This window comes from Kitasatospora sp. P5_F3 (assembly GCF_054049135.1).
Genome location: NZ_JBFUMY010000056.1, coordinates 1 through 14727, shown reverse-complemented (window position 1 = coordinate 14727; position 14727 = coordinate 1). Strand labels below are relative to the sequence as shown.

Sequence of the window (14727 nt, the reverse complement as noted above, 5' to 3'; positions counted from 1 at the left end):
GCGGCGTTCACCCGTACGGGTGTGGCTCGGTGCGGCGCGGGGTGTGCTCCGTTCGGATGTGTCCGGTTGTGACCAATAATGACGTTCCATGTGCTTCTGTGCGGCTGTTTCGATCTGTCGGTCCGTCATCGCCCCCAGGGGAGCGCTCTGTTGAGGCGGGAGGCGGTCGCGGTCACCGGGCTGGGGTTGCTCGCGCCGAGCGGTGTCGGGGTGACGGCGGCCTGGGACGGCCTCTGTGCCGGGACGTCGTTCGCGGTCGCCGACCCGGAGCTGGCCGGGCTGCCGGTGGACTTCTCCTGCCGGGTCCCGGAGCTGGACGTCAAGGAGTTGCTGGGGCACAAGCTGGCCCGGCGGCTCGACCTGTTCACCGTGCTGGCCCTGCTGGCCGCCCGCGAGGCGACCGCGAACGCCGGTCTGGACAGCACGAGTTGGGACGGCACCCGGGTCGGGGTGGTGATGGGGGTGGGGATCGGCAGCATGCAGAACTGGCAGCCGGAGTTCGACCGGCTGGCGGCGGCCGCGCCGGAGAAGGTCTCGCCGCTGGCCCTGTCCCGCAGCCTGCCGAACATGGCGGCCGCCGAGATCGCCCTCGACCTCGGCGCACTCGGCCCCAACCTGGTGGTCAGCACCGCCTGTGCCTCCGGCAGCAGCGCCATCGGCATGGCCCGCGAACTGCTGCTGGCCGGCTCCTGCGACCTGGTGCTGGCGGGCGGCGCGGAGTCGGCCCGGATGCCGATGCCGGCGGCCTGCTTCGCCCAGATGCGGGCCCTCTCCCGCCGCTCGTCCGACCCGGCCGGCGCCTCCCGGCCGTTCGACCTGGACCGGGACGGCTTCGTGCTCGGCGAGGGGGCGGCCGTCCTGGTGCTGGAGCGTCAGCAGCACGCCCGGGCCCGGGGCGCCCGGATCCGGGCCCAGCTGGCGGGCTTCGGCTCCTCCTGCGACGGGTACCACATCACCGCCCCGCACCCCGAGGGGGACGGCGCGGCCCGGGCCCTGCGCGGCGCGCTCGCCGACGCGGGTCTCGACCCGGCCGACATCGGCCACGTCAACGCGCACGGCACCGGCACCCCGCACGGGGACGCGGCCGAGGCCAGGGCGCTGCACTCGGTCTTCGGCAGCCCGCCCCCGGTCACCGCCCTCAAGGGCGCGATCGGCCACGCGATCGGCGGTGCCGGGGCGATCGAGGCGGTCTGCACCGTGCTGGCCCTGGAACGCCAGCTGATCCCGCCCACCGCGAACCTGGACACCCCCGACCCGGCCTGCGACCTGGACGTGGTCACCAAGGTGCCGCGCCCGCACCGGATGGCGGCCGCGGTCAGCAACTCGTTCGGCTTCGGCGGGCAGAACGCGGTGCTCGCCTTCACCCGCCCGTAGCGCTTCCGCCCTCGAGTCCGTACCGGAGGAGAGCTGACACGACTGACCTGACGTCAACCGCCGGACCCCACCGCCCGGCTGATCGCCTGGTGGGAGCGGCTGGGCTGGGTCCACGACGTCCGCGGGCCGGATCGGCGCGGGAGCGTCGTGCAGCGCCGATAGGCTGATCCGTATGGTGGATCTCGGTGGGGCAGCGCAGCGGACGGCGGACCAACTGGCCGAGGAGCGGGCCGGGGTGGTGGTGGCCGCGCTGGCCGACGGCGGGGCGGAGATCCGCTCGGCGGGCGCGGTGGCGACCGACACCGTCTTCGAACTCGGCTCGGTCAGCAAGGTGTTCACCTCGTTGGCGCTGGCGGCACTGGTCACCGAGGGTCTGGTCGAACTGGACCAGCCGGTCGCCGAGCTGCTCCCCGAGGCGGCCGGTCTGCGCCGGCGCGGCGAATCGGTGACGCTGCTTCAACTCGCCCAGCACACCTCGGGGCTGCCCCGACTGCCGCACGGCATGCTGCTCCCGGCGCTGTTCAACCCCGGCCGCCCCGACCCGTACGCGAAGCTCACCGAGCCGGTGCTGCTCGGCACCCTGCGCCGGACCAGGCTGGGAGCCGTACCGGGCAGCCGGTTCCGCTACTCCAACCTCGGGGCGGGACTGCTCGGCCTGGCGCTGGCCCGCCGGGCGGGCACCGACTACGAGGGGCTGATCGCCGACCGGATCACCGGGCCGCTCGGCCTCGTCGACACCGCCGTCACCCCGGCCGACCCCTCGCGCCTGGCCCAGGGGCACGACCGGCGCGGCCGCCCGGTCCCCGGCTGGGACCTGGCGGCGCTGGCGGGCGCGGGCGGCCTGCGTGGCACCGCAGCCGACCTGGTCACCTTCCTGAAGGCCCAACTGGCCCCGGAGCAGACACCGTTGGCCGAGGCGATCGCGCTCAGCCGTACCCCCGAGCACCGGATGAATCCGTTCTCCTGGATCCACCTGGGCTGGATGGGCCAGCGCCTGCACCCCCGCCAGGGCGGCCACCTGCAGCTCTGGCACAACGGCGGGACGGGCGGCTTCTCGTCGTTCCTCGGCTTCGACCCGGGCGCCGGGACCGGGGTGGTCGTGCTCACCAACACCCAGCGCTCGGTGGACGGTTCGGCCGGGGCGCTGCTGACCGACCTCTCGACGGCGGCTGGTGACTCGGCGGATGACTCGACGGCGGCGGGTCAGGAGGTCGGGTAGCGCCAAGTGCCGGGCGGGGCCTGGTAGTCGGGCAGCCAGCTGGCCAGGACCTGGGCCGAGGGGTAGAACATCGGCTCCGGCAGCGCGTCCACGGGCACCCGCTCCCAGCCCGCGCAGGCGTGCGGCTCGGTGACCAGCGCGGGCAGGTCGCACGGCGGGGCCAGCACGGCGGCGGTCAGCCGGGGCCGGCCGAGCCCGTGGTCGAGCAGGACGGCGAGCACCCGCATCCGCTCGGCGGGCAGCACGATGCCGGTCTCCTCGGCCAACTCCCGGGCGGCGGCCTGCTCGAAGGACTCGCCCGGGTGGTCCACCTTGCCGCCGGGCAGGCTCCAGGTGGGCAGCTCGCCGGGCGTGATCCGACGGCCGATCAGCACCCGGCCGTCGGTGCTCGGCACGATCACGCCCGCTCCCAGCAGTGGCGCCACAGCAGTCAACTCCTACCAGGGGGAGGGGGCGTAGTCCTTGAGGAAGCAGCCGTACAGGTCCTCGCCCAGTTCGCCACGGACGATCGGGTCGTAGACCCGGGCCGCGCCGTCGACCAGGTCGAGCGGGGCGTGGAAGCCCTCCTCGGCGAGCCGCATCTTGTCCGGGTGCGGGCGCTCGTCGGTGATCCAGCCGGTGTCCACGGCGGTCATCAGGATGCCGTCGCTCTCCAGCATCTCCTTGGCACTGGTGCGGGTCAGCATGTTGAGCGCGGCCTTGGCCATGTTGGTGTGCGGGTGGCCCGCGCCCTTGTAGCCGCGGCTGAACTGGCCCTCCATGGCGGAGACGTTCACCACGTACTTGCGCCGTGCCTTGGCCGCCGCCATCGCCGGGCGCAGCTTGCTGACCAGGATGAACGGGGCGGTGGAGTTGCAGAGCTGGACCTCCAGCAGCTCGATCGGGTCGACCTCGCTGACGGTCTGCACCCAGCTGTTGGAGTCGTGCAGGTCGGGCACCAGGCCGCCCGCGTCGATCGCGGTGCCGGCCGCGATCCGCTCGACCGAGGCGGAGCCGCTGACCAGGGCCAGCGCGGTGACGTCCTCGGCACTGATCAGCTCGCGGGGCCCGCCCTGGCCGGGCAGTGCGGGGCGGTCCACGCTGCCGCTGCCGAAGCTGCCGATCACGGTGGAGCTGGGCAGCTCACCGGCGGGCAGCGGGGCGTTCTCGGCCAGGACGAGCTCGCGGTAGGCAGCGGGGGAGCGGCGTACGGTCTGCGCGGCGTTGTTGATCAGGATGTCCAGCGGTCCGTCGGCGGCCACCTCGTCGGCGAGCGCGACCACCTGGGCCGGGTCGCGCAGGTCGATGCCGACGATCTTCAGCCGGTGCAGCCAGTCGGCGCTGTCCGGCATCGCCTTGAAGCGGCGGATCGCGTCGTTGGGGAAGCGGGTGGTGATCGTGGTGTGGGCACCGTCACGGAGCAGCCGCAGCGCGATGTACATCCCGATCTTGGCCCGGCCGCCGGTGAGCAGCGCCCGACGGCCCGTCAGGTCCGCGTGGGCGTCCCGGCGGGCCCGGTTGTCCTTCGCGCAGCTCGGGCAGAGCTGGTGGTAGAAGGCGTCCACCTCGGAGTAGCGCTGCTTGCAGGTGTAGCAGGAGCGCGGGCGCTCGAGTATCCCGGCGATCTCGGTCGTGGTCGCGGTGGTGAGGCCGAAGGCCCCGGCCGTCTCGTCGTCGATCCGGCCAGGCGCACCGGTCGCGGTGGCGGCCGTCACGGCGCGGTCGTGCGCGGTCTTCCGGGCCCGGGTCTCCTGGCGGCGGCGCTGCTTGAGGGTGCGGAACACCCCGCCGACGGCCTGCCGGACGGTGATCGCGTCCGGGTGGTCGACGTCCAGCTCGTCCAGTTCGGCGAGCACGCTGAGGCAGAGCTCCAGCCGCGCGGGGTCGATGCCCGGGCCGTACTCGATCTGCTCTTCGATGCCTTGGGTCTCGCCCGCCATTACCGCACTGCTTCCTCTGCCGCCCTACCTGGTTACCGGTCGAACTCTACGGAGTGCGGAGCGGGCGGCCAAACCTCGACCGAAAAGTAATGGCTGCAAAGCGCTTGCGGTGGTTACTCGCTACTCCCTAAGCTGCGTAACAGACGAAGGGCCGGTTGGGCCATTACCGAGGGAGCGGGTATGAACGACTGGAACGCCTGGCAGCGCAGCTGGGACCGCCAGCAGGAGTGGTACATGCCCGACCGCGAGGAGCGGTTCCGGGTGATGCTCGACCTGGTCGAGGCGGTCGCCGGGCCGGCGCCCCGGGTGCTGGACCTGGCCTGCGGGACGGGCAGCATCAGCGAGCGGCTGCTCGCCCGGTTCCCGGGAGCGGTGAGTGTCGGGGTGGACCTCGACCCGGCCCTGCTCACCATCGCGCGCGGCCACTTCGCCGAGGAGCACAGGCTCACCCTGGTCACCGCCGACCTGCGCGACCCGCAGTGGGCGGCCGCCCTTCCGGAGGGCCCGTACGACGCCGTGCTGACCGCCACCGCCCTGCACTGGCTGGACACCGAGGACCTGCTCCGGGTCTACGGCGACCTGGCCGGGCTGGTCCGCCCCGGCGGCCTCTTCCTGAACGCCGACCACACGCCCGAGAATGACATCCCGCTGCTGCGCGCCGCCGACGAGGCGTTCCAGCTGCGCCGCCGCGAGCGCGAGGTGGCCGACGGCGTGCAGGACTGGCAGGGCTGGTGGGCCGCGGCCGCCGCCGACCCGCTGCTCGCCGAGCCGGTGGCGGCCCGCTCCACCGTCTACCGCGACCACAAGGACGGCGCGGTCCATCCGGCCGACTGGCACACCGCCAGGCTGATCGAGGCGGGCTTCCGCGAGGCCGGGGTGGCCTGGCGGTCCGTCAGCGACTCCCTGGTGGCGGCGTTGCGCTGACGGCCGCGACTGCTCCATGGCCCGCCGTGCGGCCGACGGACCGTTTCTGACGGTCCGTCGGCCGTTGTGCTGTCGGAGGTAGTGGGCCGGGCAAGCGTCGGCAAAGGCTTTGGTAACGAACTATTAGGACTCTTGACAGACGACTGGTCTAGTCCAACGATAAGCGTTGTCCATCCGACCGGGATGCGCTGTGGGGGTGTGAATCCGGCCGGCGGGGCTTGCCCTGCCCAGCTCCCGACCACCCCCGACCCGTACGGCGACCGTGCCTCCCTGCACCGCCGTCCCCGCCCCGGTGCCCCTGGCGCGGGCGTTCCGCCACGGCTCCGGCCGAGGCTGCACACGTGGCACCAACCGCCAACGTCCACCCGTCTGTTGGAGAACCCATGCGCCTACGTAGATCAGCCCAGGCCGTCGTGGCCGCCTTTGCGACCCTGGCCGCCTCGGCCGGCCTGATGACGGTCGGGACAGCGACCGCCCAGGCCGCGACCCCACTGCCGACCCGGATCTTCGCCCCGTACTTCGAGGCTTGGACGGGCGCCAACCCGGCCGCGCTGGCCGCGCAGTCCGGCGCCAAGAACCTCACCATGGCCTTCCTGCAGACCGCCACCAAGGGCTCCTGCACGCCGCTCTGGAACGGCGACGCCGCGATGCCCGTCTCCTCGGCGGTCTTCGGTGCCGACATCGCCACCATCCGCGCCAACGGCGGCGACGTCATCCCGTCCTTCGGCGGCTACACGGCGGACAACACCGGCACCGAACTCGCCGACAGCTGCACCGACGTGAACCAGATCGCGGCGGCCTTCGAGAAGGTCATCACCACGTACGAGGTCAGCCGGATCGACCTGGACATCGAGGACAACTCGCTGACCAACAGCGGCGGCATCGACCGCCGGAACAAGGCGATCAAGCTGGTCCAGGACTGGGCGGCGGCCAACGGCCGGTCGATCCAGTTCTCGTACACCCTGCCGACCACCACCCAGGGGCTGGCCGACAACGGGCTGAACGTGCTGCGGAACGCGATCGCCAACAACGCGCGGATCGACGTCGTGAACCAGATGACGTTCGACTACTACGACAACGCCGCGCACAACATGGCGACCGACACCCAGACCGCCACCACCGGCCTGTACAACCAACTGGCCCAGCTCTACCCGACCAGGACCCCGGCGCAGCTGTGGGGTTCGATCGGCATCATCGAGATGATCGGCATCGACGACTTCGGCCCGGCCGAGACCTTCACCCTGGCGAACGCCACCGCGGTCTACAACTGGGCGCTCTCCAAGGGCGTCAACACGCTCTCGTTCTGGGCGCTCCAGCGCGACAACGGCGGCTGCGTCGGGACGGCGGGCTCCGACAGCTGCTCCGGCATCAGCCAGGGCACCTGGGACTTCAGCCGGATCTTCGCGCCGTACACCAGCGGCACCACCACTCCGGTGAACGACTTCTCGATCGCCGCCACGCCCGTCGCCGGTTCGGTGGTCGCGGGCTCCGGCACCACCGCCGCCGTCTCCACGGCGGTAACCTCGGGTTCGGCGCAGAGTCTGGCGCTGACCGTCACCGGTGCGCCGGCGGGTGTCACGGCTTCGGTCAACCCGGGTACGGTGAACGCCGGTTCGGGTGCGACGCTGTCGGTCTCGACCACCGCCGCCACCGTTCCTGGTAGCTACCCGCTGACGGTGCAGGCCACCGGCGCGTCCGGCAGCCACACCATCACCTACACCCTGACGGTGACCGGCACCGGCACCCCGACCGGTCTGGTCAACGGCGGCCTGGAGACCGGCACCCTGGCCCCGTGGACCTGCCAGACCGGCGGCGCCGTGGTCTCCACCCCGGCGCACGGCGGCACCCACGCTCTGCTGGCGGCCGCGACCGCCTCGCAGACCGGCCAGTGCGGCCAGACCGTCACGCTGGCGCCCAACACCAGCTACACGCTGTCCGGTTGGGTCCAGGGCAACTACTCCTACCTCGGCGTGAGCGGTGGTGCCACGGCCAGCACCTGGACCCCGGGGCCGTCAGCGCAGTGCTGACGGCCGGGCCACCGGACTGTCAACTCCGGTGCGGTGGACGGGGGAAGAACCCGCTGGTGCGCGCGGCATACTCGGCCCAGCCCGGCTTGTCGGCGCTGGTGCGTTCGGCCATCGGCTTGCCGCTGCCGTAGGCGAGCAGCCAGTTCATCAGCAGCGGGCTCACCACGACCGCCCAGCCGAGCGGCCGGTCGGCCACCAGCAGGAAGAGGCCCCACCAGACGCAGGCGTCGCCGAAGTAGTTCGGGTGCCTGGTCCAGGACCAGAGGCCGCCGGTCATCAGCTGCCCCCGGTTGGCGGGGTCGCCCTTGAACCGGGCCAACTGCAGGTCCCCGACCGCCTCGAAGGTCAGGCCGACGGCCCAGAGCGCCACGCCGACCACGGCGAGCGGGCCGAGCCGGTCCGGCAGGTACTGGGCGAGCTGGACCGGGAGCGAGACGAACCACAGGATGCCGGCCTGAAGCAGGTAGACCTTCCGCAGCGGGTACCAGGGGCCCGGTCGGCGGGCCAGCATCCGGGCGTACCTCGGGTCCTCCGGGGCGCCCCGGGAGCGTCGTTCGATGTGCCCGGACAGCCGCAGGCCCCAGACCGTCACCAACACGGTCGCCAGCAGCCGCCGGCCGTCGTCCCCGTGGCCGGCCGAGAGCCCGTACCCGGTGAGGGCGACCGCGACGAACGCCAGGCCCCAGGCGACGTCCACGCCCCGGTGCCGACCCGTCCGGACCCCGATCGCGAAGGCGGCGAGCATCACCGCCAGCGCCGCGCAGGCGGTGGCCGCCAGGTTGAGCACGAACGGGTTCACCGCCCGCCCTCCCGGGTCAACAGCAGCTGGCGCACGTCCAGGTAGCCGGTGCGGAACCCGGCCTCGGAGTAGGCGAGGTAGAGCTCCCACATCCGCCGGAAGACCGGATCGAAGCCGAGCGCGGCCACCTCCTCGGTGCGCGCGGTGAAACGTTCCCGCCAGAGCCGTAGGGTCTCGGCGTAGTGCGGGCCGTAGCCCCGGTCCTCCGTCAGGCGCAGGCCGGAGTGACGGGCGGCGGCCCGGGCGAGGCCCTCGGTGGAGGGGATCTGACCGCCGGGGAAGATGTACTTGAGGATCCAGGTGTAGGTATCGGTGCTGGCCAGCATCCGCTGGTGCGGCATGGTGATCGACTGCAGCGCGACCCGGCCGCCGGGGGCGAGCACCCGGTCCAGGGTGTCGAAGTACGCGGGCCAGTACGGCCGACCGACCGCCTCGATCATCTCGACGCTGACCACCGCGTCGTAACTCCCCTCGGCGGAACGGTAGTCGCAGAGCCTGACCTCGGCCCGGTCGGCCAGGCCCGCGTCGGCGATCCGGCGGCGGGCCAGGGCGAGCTGCTCGGCGGAGAGCGTGAGGCTGACCACCCGGGCGCCCCGGCGGGCCGCCCGCAGGGCCAACTCGCCCCAGCCGGTGCCGATCTCCAGCACCGTCCGGCCGGGGCCGACCCGGGCCAGGTCGAGCAGCCGGTCGATCTTGCGATGCTGGGCGTCGGGCATTCCGACCCAGTCCGCCAGCAGGGCGCCGCTCGCCAGGTCGGTCGGGAAGAGCGCGGACGAGTAGCTCATGGTCCGGTCGAGGAAGAGCGCGAACAGCTCGTTGGAGAGGTCGTAGTGGCGCTGGATGTTGCGCCGGGTGTTCTGGGTGCCCCCGCGTTCGGTGGCCGGCCGCCGCTGGACGTACAGCCTGCGCAGCCAGGCGGTGCCCGGCGGCACCCAGGCGGCCGGGTCGACGGCCAGTGCCGTCAGCAGCGCGACCAGGTCGGGGGAGTCCCAGTCGCCCGCCTGGTAGGACTCGCCGAAGCCGATCAGGCCGCCCGCGCCGATCCGGTGCAGGAAGTCCTGCGGCCGATGCAGCCGCAGCACCGGAGCGGTGGCCGGAGCGGTCACCAGGAGCTGCCCGCCCGGGAGTTCGACCCGGACGGCGAACCGGCGGGAGAGCCGGGCGAGCAGCTTGGCGGCGACGGCGGCCCGCAGCGGCGAGGCCGGCACCCGGGCCACGTCCGGCCAGCGGGCGGGGTCGATGTCCGGGAAGGGTGTGGTGGTCGGGGCAGCGACGGAAGTCACGACGGCGGTACCTCTCGGCGGTGGACGGGAAGGCCGCGCAGCAGCAGCCGGATGCCCTGGTAGCGGATGTGCAGGCTGACGGCGAAGGTCATGAACGGGTGGTGCAGGACGGCCGAGAGCAGCGAACGCGTGGTCGCCGGGCGCCGTCGGCCGCGCACCGTGGCGGTGAACGCCCGCCCGCCGGGCAGGTCGAGATGGATGGTCAGCTCCAACCGGGCGGCCGGCTCGGGCAGCCGCATCCGGTAGTCCCCGTCGACCGGGAAGAACGGCGAGACGTAGAACCCCTTCGCCGTCCCGGCCTGCCCCGGCCGCAGCAGGTAACGGTGCTGCCCGCCGTAGGTGTTGTGCACCTCGGCCACGGTGCAGAGCGGTCGGCCCTCGGCGTCCCGGCACCAGTAGACCGTGAGCGGGTTGAAGACGTGACCCAGCGATCGGGCCTGGGTGAGCATCAGGACCTGGCCGTCGCCGAGCCGGACGCCCTCCCCGGCCAGGTAACGGTCGAGGTTCTGACGCAGGCTCAGCCCGGGGGCCCCGGGGTGGTCGGCAGCGCGGAACCGCGCCAGCGGGCGGAGCACGGCCGGTACCGGCGGCAGCCGGTCCAGGTCGACCAGCCAGAGGCAGGTCCGGTGGGCGAAGGCGTGCCGCAGCGGGGTGGTCCGGACGTGGGTGATCCGGCTTTCGTAGAGCGCCGCGCCCCAGGGGCCGGGCAGGGTGGTGGTCATACCGGCACCCCCAGCACGCTGTGGGCGGCCTGGACGCCGGAGCGGCAGCCGTCCTCGTGGAAGCCCCAGCCGTGGTAGGCCCCGGCGAACGCGGTGCGGCCCCGGGAGAGCTCGGGCAGGCGACGCTGGGCGGCCACGGTGGCGGCCGTGTAGACCGGGTGCTCGTACACCGTCCGGGAGACCACCTGCTCGGCGGCCACCGGGCGGTGCCGGTCGTCGTTCAGGGTGACCAGGTAGTCCTCGGCGGTGTCCAGGCCGAGCAGCCGGTTCAGGTGGTAGCTGACCTGGACCTGGTCGGCGGCGCCGTGGCAGTCGGCCATCAGGTAGTTCCAGGAGCCCCGGGCCCAGGCGGCCTGCGGCAGCCGGGAGGCGTCCCGGTGCAGCACGGTCGGGTTGCGGGAGTAACGGAAGGCGCCCAGCACTTCGGTCTCGGCGGGCGTCGGGTCGGCGAGCAGCCGCAGGGCCTGGTCGCCGTGGGTGGCCACCACCACCGCGTCGGCCGGGTACCGCTGCCCATCCTCGGTGGTGACGGTGACACCGTCCGGGTGCCGGCTCACGGCGCGGACCGGCGCGGAGCGGTGCACGGTGGGGAGCCGTTCGGCGATCCGGCGGACGTAGGTCTGCGAGCCGCCGACCACCGTCCGCCAGGTGGGGGAGCCGGTGACACCGAGCATGCCGTGGTTCTCCAGGAAGGTGAACAGGTAGCGGGCCGGGTAGTCGCCCGCCAGGTCCGGTGCGCAGGACCAGACGGCGGCCACCACCGGGGTCATGAAGTGGCTGACGAAGTACTCCGAGAAGCCGCCGTTGGCGAGGAAGCGGCGCAGCGAGGGGTCACCCGCCTCCGGGTGGGCCAGCAGCCGGCGGGCCCGGCGGTGGAAGAGCGGAATCTCGGCCAGCATCCGCAGGTAGTGGCCGTGCAGGACGGCGCCGGGCCGGGCCAGCAGGCCGGCCGGGCCGCGGGCCCCGGCGTACTCCAGGCCGCAGCCCTCGCACCGGACCGACATGCTCATCTCGCTGTCCCTGGTCTGCACGCCGAGCTCGCGGAACAGCCGGGTCAGCTCCGGGTAGGTGCGTTCGTTGTGCACCAGGAAGCCGGTGTCCAGGGCGAGTTCACGCCCGTCGGCCGAGACGGCGGTCTGCGTGTGGGCGTGCCCGCCGAGCCGGGCGTCGGCCTCGAACAGCTCCACCTCGGCCCCGGCCCGGCGCAGCTCGCCGAAGTACTGGTCTGCACCAGTACTTCGGAGCCCGGGGCGGCGTGGATTGCTCCGAACGGGGAGCGGCCGGGCGGCTGTCAGCTGAACGGCAGCAGCAGCACCGGCGCACCGCTGGGGTGGCTCGAACCACCTGCGGGTTCGACGGTGACGCCGACCCCGGCGGCCCCGCCGATCGCGCCGTCCAGCAGCAGCGCACCGTCGGTGGTCGGCATCAGCCCGGCCGGCCGCATGGTGCCCGCGTCGTTGAACCACAGCTCGTACGTGCTTCCGGCGGGCAGTGCGGGCATCCCGGCGGCCAGGAAGGCGGCCTGCCCCCGAGCCTGTGACCAGACCACGGTGCCGACGCCGCTCCCGGCGGGGCCGGTGTTGGTGCGGGCGTCCGGGGCGGTGAGCAGCGACTCGAAGCCCGCCTGCCGCTCCTGGAGCCGGACCGCCTGCGCCCTGGCCTGCTCGGCCCGGTCGTGCTGCTGGACGGCGACCCCGCCGAGCAGGACGGCGGCGGCCAGCGAGGCGGCCAGCGCCAGCCTGGGCAGCGCCCGGCCGAATCGGCCCGGGCGGCGTCCGGCCGCCGGCTCCGGGGTGTGCGGCGGGTGCTGACGGACCGACGGGAGTTGCGCCAGCACCCGCTGCTTCAGCGCGGGCGGCGGCACGGCGGCCTCGGCCGAGCCCAGCCGGGCCAGCGTGGCGGCGAACTCGGCGACCTCCTGCGCGCAGGACGGGCAGGCGGCCAAGTGCCGTTCGAACTCGATGCGTTCGCGTTCGTCGAGGGCGTGAGCGGCGTACGCGCCGGTGGACGTGTGCAGATCGGGCGCGATGGTCATGTCCCCACCCCCAGGCAGTCACGCAGGCGGATGAGGCCGTCCCGCATCCGGGTCTTCACGGTACCCAGCGGCAGGGCGAGCAGCTCCGCCACCTGGGGGTAGCTGTACCCCCGGTAGTACGCCAGGGTCACCGACTCCCGCTGGAGTTCGGTCAGCGACTTGAGACAACGCCGGACCTGCTCGCGCTCCAGTCGCCCTTCCACCTGCTCGGCCACCTCGTCGAAGACCGGGGTGTGCGAGCGGGCGGCGACCTTCTGCTCCCGGTCGGCGGCCGCCTGTGCCGAGCGCACCCGGTCCACCGCCCGGCGGTGAGCCATCGTCAGGACCCAGGACAGCACCTCGCCGCGCTCGGGCTGGTAGCGGGCGGCGTTGCGCCAGAGGTCGAGCATCACCTCCTGGGTCACCTCCTCGGACTGCGCCGGATCCCGCAGCACCCGGCGGACCAGGCCGAAGACCGGCCCGGCGACCGCGTCGTAGAGCCGGCCGAAGGCGTCCTGGTCACCGAAGGCGGCCTTGGCGACCAGCTCCTGGAGATCGGGGCCGCGCCGCTGGGGGCCGGAGAGCTGGACGACACTGCTCACCTGGCCACCTCCCGGCCTCGGTGCGGGCCGATGTGGGGCATGCGGTTACCTCCAGAGCTGCCGACGGGTCACCCCGCCGGTCGGTGCGGACTCGACACCCATTGTTCGGAGCCGTGGCCCGAGCGGATGGGTCCCCCCGCCGGGGAGTTCCGAACCGATCCGGCGGGCGGTCGGCTCCGAATGTCCCCCGCCCCGGAACGTCACCCCGAAGGACCGTCACCATGCCTGCCGACCAGCGCCCGCACCGCCTGCTCGATGTCCGCGAGATCCACGCCGAGCCCGAGGCGCTCGCCTCGGCGCGCGGCCGGCAAGTGGTGGAGCGCTTCCCCGCCGCCCGGATCGTCGAGGTGGCCTCGCACTGGGGCATCCCCGGGCTGCACGGCAACCAGGGCAACGTGGAGCGGTGGGCCAGGATCAAGAGCGAGGTGCTGGTGCTCGGCGTGAAGAAGTCGCTCACCGCCCGCCCGAACGGCCGCTCCGCCGACTGGATCGCGCCGAGTTCCGCCAACGGCTGCGCTCTCGCCTGCGCGTACTGCTACGTGCCGCGCCACAAGGGGTACGCCAACCCGATCACGGTCTTCACCAACATCGACCGGATCATCGGCTACCTCGGCCGCCACGTCGCCCGGCAGGGCCGCAAGCACGAGCCGAACCAGTGCGACCCGCGCGCCTGGGTCTACGACATCGGCGAGAACAACGACTGCTCGGTGGACGCCCTGGTCTGCGACAACACCGCCGACCTGATCCGGGCCTTCCGGAACTGGCCCAACGCCAAGGCCTCGTTCGCCACCAAGTGGGTCAACCGCGACCTGCTCGGCCTCGACCCGAGGGGCCGCACCAGGATCCGGTTCTCGCTGATGCCGCCTGCCGACGCCCGACTGCTGGACGTCCGCGCGGCGTCCGTCCCGGACCGGCTGGCCGCCGCAGGGGACTTCCAGGCGGCCGGGTACGAGGTGCACTTCAACCTCTCGCCGGTGGTGCTCAGGCCGGGCTGGCAGGCGGACTGGGCCGAACTGCTGCAGCGGATGGACGACTTGCTGCCGACCGCGGTGAAGCAGCAGTCCGCCGCCGAGATCATCATGCTGACGCACAACCAGGGATTGCACGAGGTGAACCTCGGCTGGCACCCCAAGGCCGAGCAGGTGCTCTGGCAGCCCTGGCTCCAGGAGCCCAAGCGGTCGGAGAACGGCAGTTGGAACGTCCGCTACCGGGCGGGCCGGAAGGCCGAGGCGTTGGCCGAACTCCGTTCCCTGATCGACCGGTTCGCCCCGTGGCTGCACGTCAGGTACGCGTTCTGACGGGTGCGTCGAGGCCGATCCGGAGAGAGTTCCCGATCCGACCCATCCGGCGGTGCCAGTGCACCGAATGGGGACCGTGAGCACACCACAGCCCCGTCGCAACCGTCCGGTCCGGATCGCAGCAGCAGCCGTGATCGGCCTGGCGGCCGCCGTGGCGGCGGTCGGAGCCGGTGAGTTGGTGGCGGTCCTCACCGGACCGGACACCGCCCCCGTGCTCGTGGTCGGCTCGGCCGCGATCGACCTGACGCCCACTCCGCTCAAGGAGTTCGCCGTCCGGAGCTTCGGGACAGACGACAAGCCGATCCTGCTGGGCGGCATCCTGCTCACCATGGCGGGGCTCGCGGTACTGGCCGGACTGCTCGCGGTACGGCGACGTCTGTTCGGGGCGGCCGTCTTCGTGCTCTTCGGTGGGCTCGGCGTCTGGGCCGCACTGTCGCGGCCGGTGTCCGGCCCGGCCGACGCGCTGCCCGCAGTGGCGGCGGGTGCGGTGGGCGCGGCGGTGGTGGCGTGGCTCGCCATCCGGCTGCGCCCGGCGCGGCTCGGGCC

At 73.1% G+C, this 14727-nt stretch carries 13 protein-coding genes and 1 pseudogene; 6 read left to right on the top strand and 8 right to left on the bottom strand.

Annotated features, from left to right (window positions below):
• Window positions 1-147: 147 nt before the first annotated feature.
• Together ACXJMZ_RS27170 and ACXJMZ_RS27165 are read left to right on the top strand one after the other, a co-directional pair.
• Entirely contained in the window at window positions 148-1374 is a 1227-nt protein-coding gene (locus tag ACXJMZ_RS27170) for a beta-ketoacyl-[acyl-carrier-protein] synthase family protein (protein WP_457032714.1), read from the top strand.
• 172 nt (window positions 1375-1546) lie between these two features.
• Window positions 1547-2593 carry a serine hydrolase domain-containing protein gene (locus ACXJMZ_RS27165; protein WP_457032670.1) on the top strand — a complete coding sequence of 349 codons (1047 nt, stop codon included), beginning with the start codon at window positions 1547-1549 and terminating at the stop codon, window positions 2591-2593.
• Here ACXJMZ_RS27165 and ACXJMZ_RS27160 read toward each other — a convergent pair.
• Together ACXJMZ_RS27160 and ACXJMZ_RS27155 are read right to left on the bottom strand one after the other, a co-directional pair.
• Window positions 2578-3018 (bottom strand): nucleotide triphosphate diphosphatase NUDT15, encoded by a 441-nt coding sequence (locus ACXJMZ_RS27160; RefSeq protein WP_457032669.1) that lies wholly within the window; start codon window positions 3016-3018, stop codon window positions 2578-2580. The two genes, ACXJMZ_RS27165 and ACXJMZ_RS27160, sit on opposite strands and share 16 nt — an antisense overlap.
• A gap of 12 nt (window positions 3019-3030) precedes the next feature.
• The gene (locus tag ACXJMZ_RS27155) at window positions 3031-4512 is read right to left on the bottom strand and encodes an SDR family NAD(P)-dependent oxidoreductase (protein WP_457032668.1); all 1482 of its coding nucleotides are present in this window, start codon (window positions 4510-4512) and stop codon (window positions 3031-3033) included.
• 180 nt (window positions 4513-4692) lie between these two features.
• Here ACXJMZ_RS27155 and ACXJMZ_RS27150 point away from each other — a divergent pair, with 180 nt between their 5' ends.
• On the top strand, window positions 4693-5436 hold the full coding sequence (locus ACXJMZ_RS27150) for a class I SAM-dependent methyltransferase (protein WP_457032667.1): 744 nt from the start codon (window positions 4693-4695) through the stop codon (window positions 5434-5436).
• A 383-nt stretch (window positions 5437-5819) separates the two neighbouring features.
• Complete coding sequence (locus tag ACXJMZ_RS27145) at window positions 5820-7463, top strand: chitinase (protein WP_457032666.1); 1644 nt, start codon at window positions 5820-5822, stop codon at window positions 7461-7463.
• Window positions 7464-7482: 19 nt separating this feature from the next.
• On the opposite strand, the gene ACXJMZ_RS27140 is transcribed toward ACXJMZ_RS27145, so the two are convergent.
• From ACXJMZ_RS27140 to ACXJMZ_RS27115, 6 genes are all read right to left on the bottom strand, one after another.
• A complete protein-coding gene (locus ACXJMZ_RS27140; RefSeq protein WP_457032713.1) occupies window positions 7483-8208 on the bottom strand; it encodes a DUF1295 domain-containing protein in 726 nt (241 codons plus the stop codon).
• 50 nt (window positions 8209-8258) lie between these two features.
• Window positions 8259-9545, bottom strand: coding sequence for a class I SAM-dependent methyltransferase (locus ACXJMZ_RS27135; protein ID WP_457032665.1), 1287 nt, complete (start codon window positions 9543-9545; stop codon window positions 8259-8261).
• On the bottom strand, window positions 9542-10267 hold the full coding sequence (locus ACXJMZ_RS27130; protein WP_457032664.1) for a DUF1365 domain-containing protein: 726 nt from the start codon (window positions 10265-10267) through the stop codon (window positions 9542-9544). The genes ACXJMZ_RS27135 and ACXJMZ_RS27130 overlap by 4 nt, the downstream gene beginning before the upstream one ends.
• Window positions 10264-11475: an NAD(P)/FAD-dependent oxidoreductase gene (locus ACXJMZ_RS27125; protein ID WP_457032712.1), complete on the bottom strand. Its 1212-nt coding sequence runs from the start codon at window positions 11473-11475 to the stop codon at window positions 10264-10266. The genes ACXJMZ_RS27130 and ACXJMZ_RS27125 overlap by 4 nt, the downstream gene beginning before the upstream one ends.
• An 83-nt stretch (window positions 11476-11558) precedes the next feature.
• Window positions 11559-12302 (bottom strand): anti-sigma factor, encoded by a 744-nt coding sequence (locus ACXJMZ_RS27120; RefSeq protein WP_457032663.1) that lies wholly within the window; start codon window positions 12300-12302, stop codon window positions 11559-11561.
• Window positions 12299-12883: a sigma-70 family RNA polymerase sigma factor gene (locus tag ACXJMZ_RS27115; RefSeq protein WP_457032662.1), complete on the bottom strand. Its 585-nt coding sequence runs from the start codon at window positions 12881-12883 to the stop codon at window positions 12299-12301. Before ACXJMZ_RS27115 ends, ACXJMZ_RS27120 begins: the two co-directional genes overlap by 4 nt.
• A 221-nt stretch (window positions 12884-13104) precedes the next feature.
• Between ACXJMZ_RS27115 and ACXJMZ_RS27110 the strand changes: the two genes are divergently transcribed.
• Both ACXJMZ_RS27110 and ACXJMZ_RS27105 read left to right on the top strand, forming a co-directional pair.
• Entirely contained in the window at window positions 13105-14181 is a 1077-nt protein-coding gene (locus ACXJMZ_RS27110; RefSeq protein ID WP_457032661.1) for a spore photoproduct lyase family protein, read from the top strand.
• 67 nt (window positions 14182-14248) lie between these two features.
• Window positions 14249-14727: pseudogene (locus ACXJMZ_RS27105) on the top strand (molybdopterin-binding oxidoreductase); the annotation flags it as partial.

What these genes read in the sequence shown, in the direction of transcription:
- ACXJMZ_RS27165 (WP_457032670.1), top strand. Translation starts at nt 1,547, where the DNA reads ATGGTGGATCTCGGTGGGGCAGCGCAGCGGACGGCGGACCAACTGGCC.
- ACXJMZ_RS27155 (WP_457032668.1), bottom strand. Translation starts at nt 4,512, where the DNA reads ATGGCGGGCGAGACCCAAGGCATCGAAGAGCAGATCGAGTACGGCCCG.
- ACXJMZ_RS27150 (WP_457032667.1), top strand. Translation starts at nt 4,693, where the DNA reads ATGAACGACTGGAACGCCTGGCAGCGCAGCTGGGACCGCCAGCAGGAG.
- ACXJMZ_RS27145 (WP_457032666.1), top strand. Translation starts at nt 5,820, where the DNA reads ATGCGCCTACGTAGATCAGCCCAGGCCGTCGTGGCCGCCTTTGCGACC.
- ACXJMZ_RS27140 (WP_457032713.1), bottom strand. Translation starts at nt 8,208, where the DNA reads ATGCTCGCCGCCTTCGCGATCGGGGTCCGGACGGGTCGGCACCGGGGC.
- ACXJMZ_RS27130 (WP_457032664.1), bottom strand. Translation starts at nt 10,267, where the DNA reads ATGACCACCACCCTGCCCGGCCCCTGGGGCGCGGCGCTCTACGAAAGC.
- ACXJMZ_RS27120 (WP_457032663.1), bottom strand. Translation starts at nt 12,302, where the DNA reads ATGACCATCGCGCCCGATCTGCACACGTCCACCGGCGCGTACGCCGCT.
- ACXJMZ_RS27110 (WP_457032661.1), top strand. Translation starts at nt 13,105, where the DNA reads ATGCCTGCCGACCAGCGCCCGCACCGCCTGCTCGATGTCCGCGAGATC.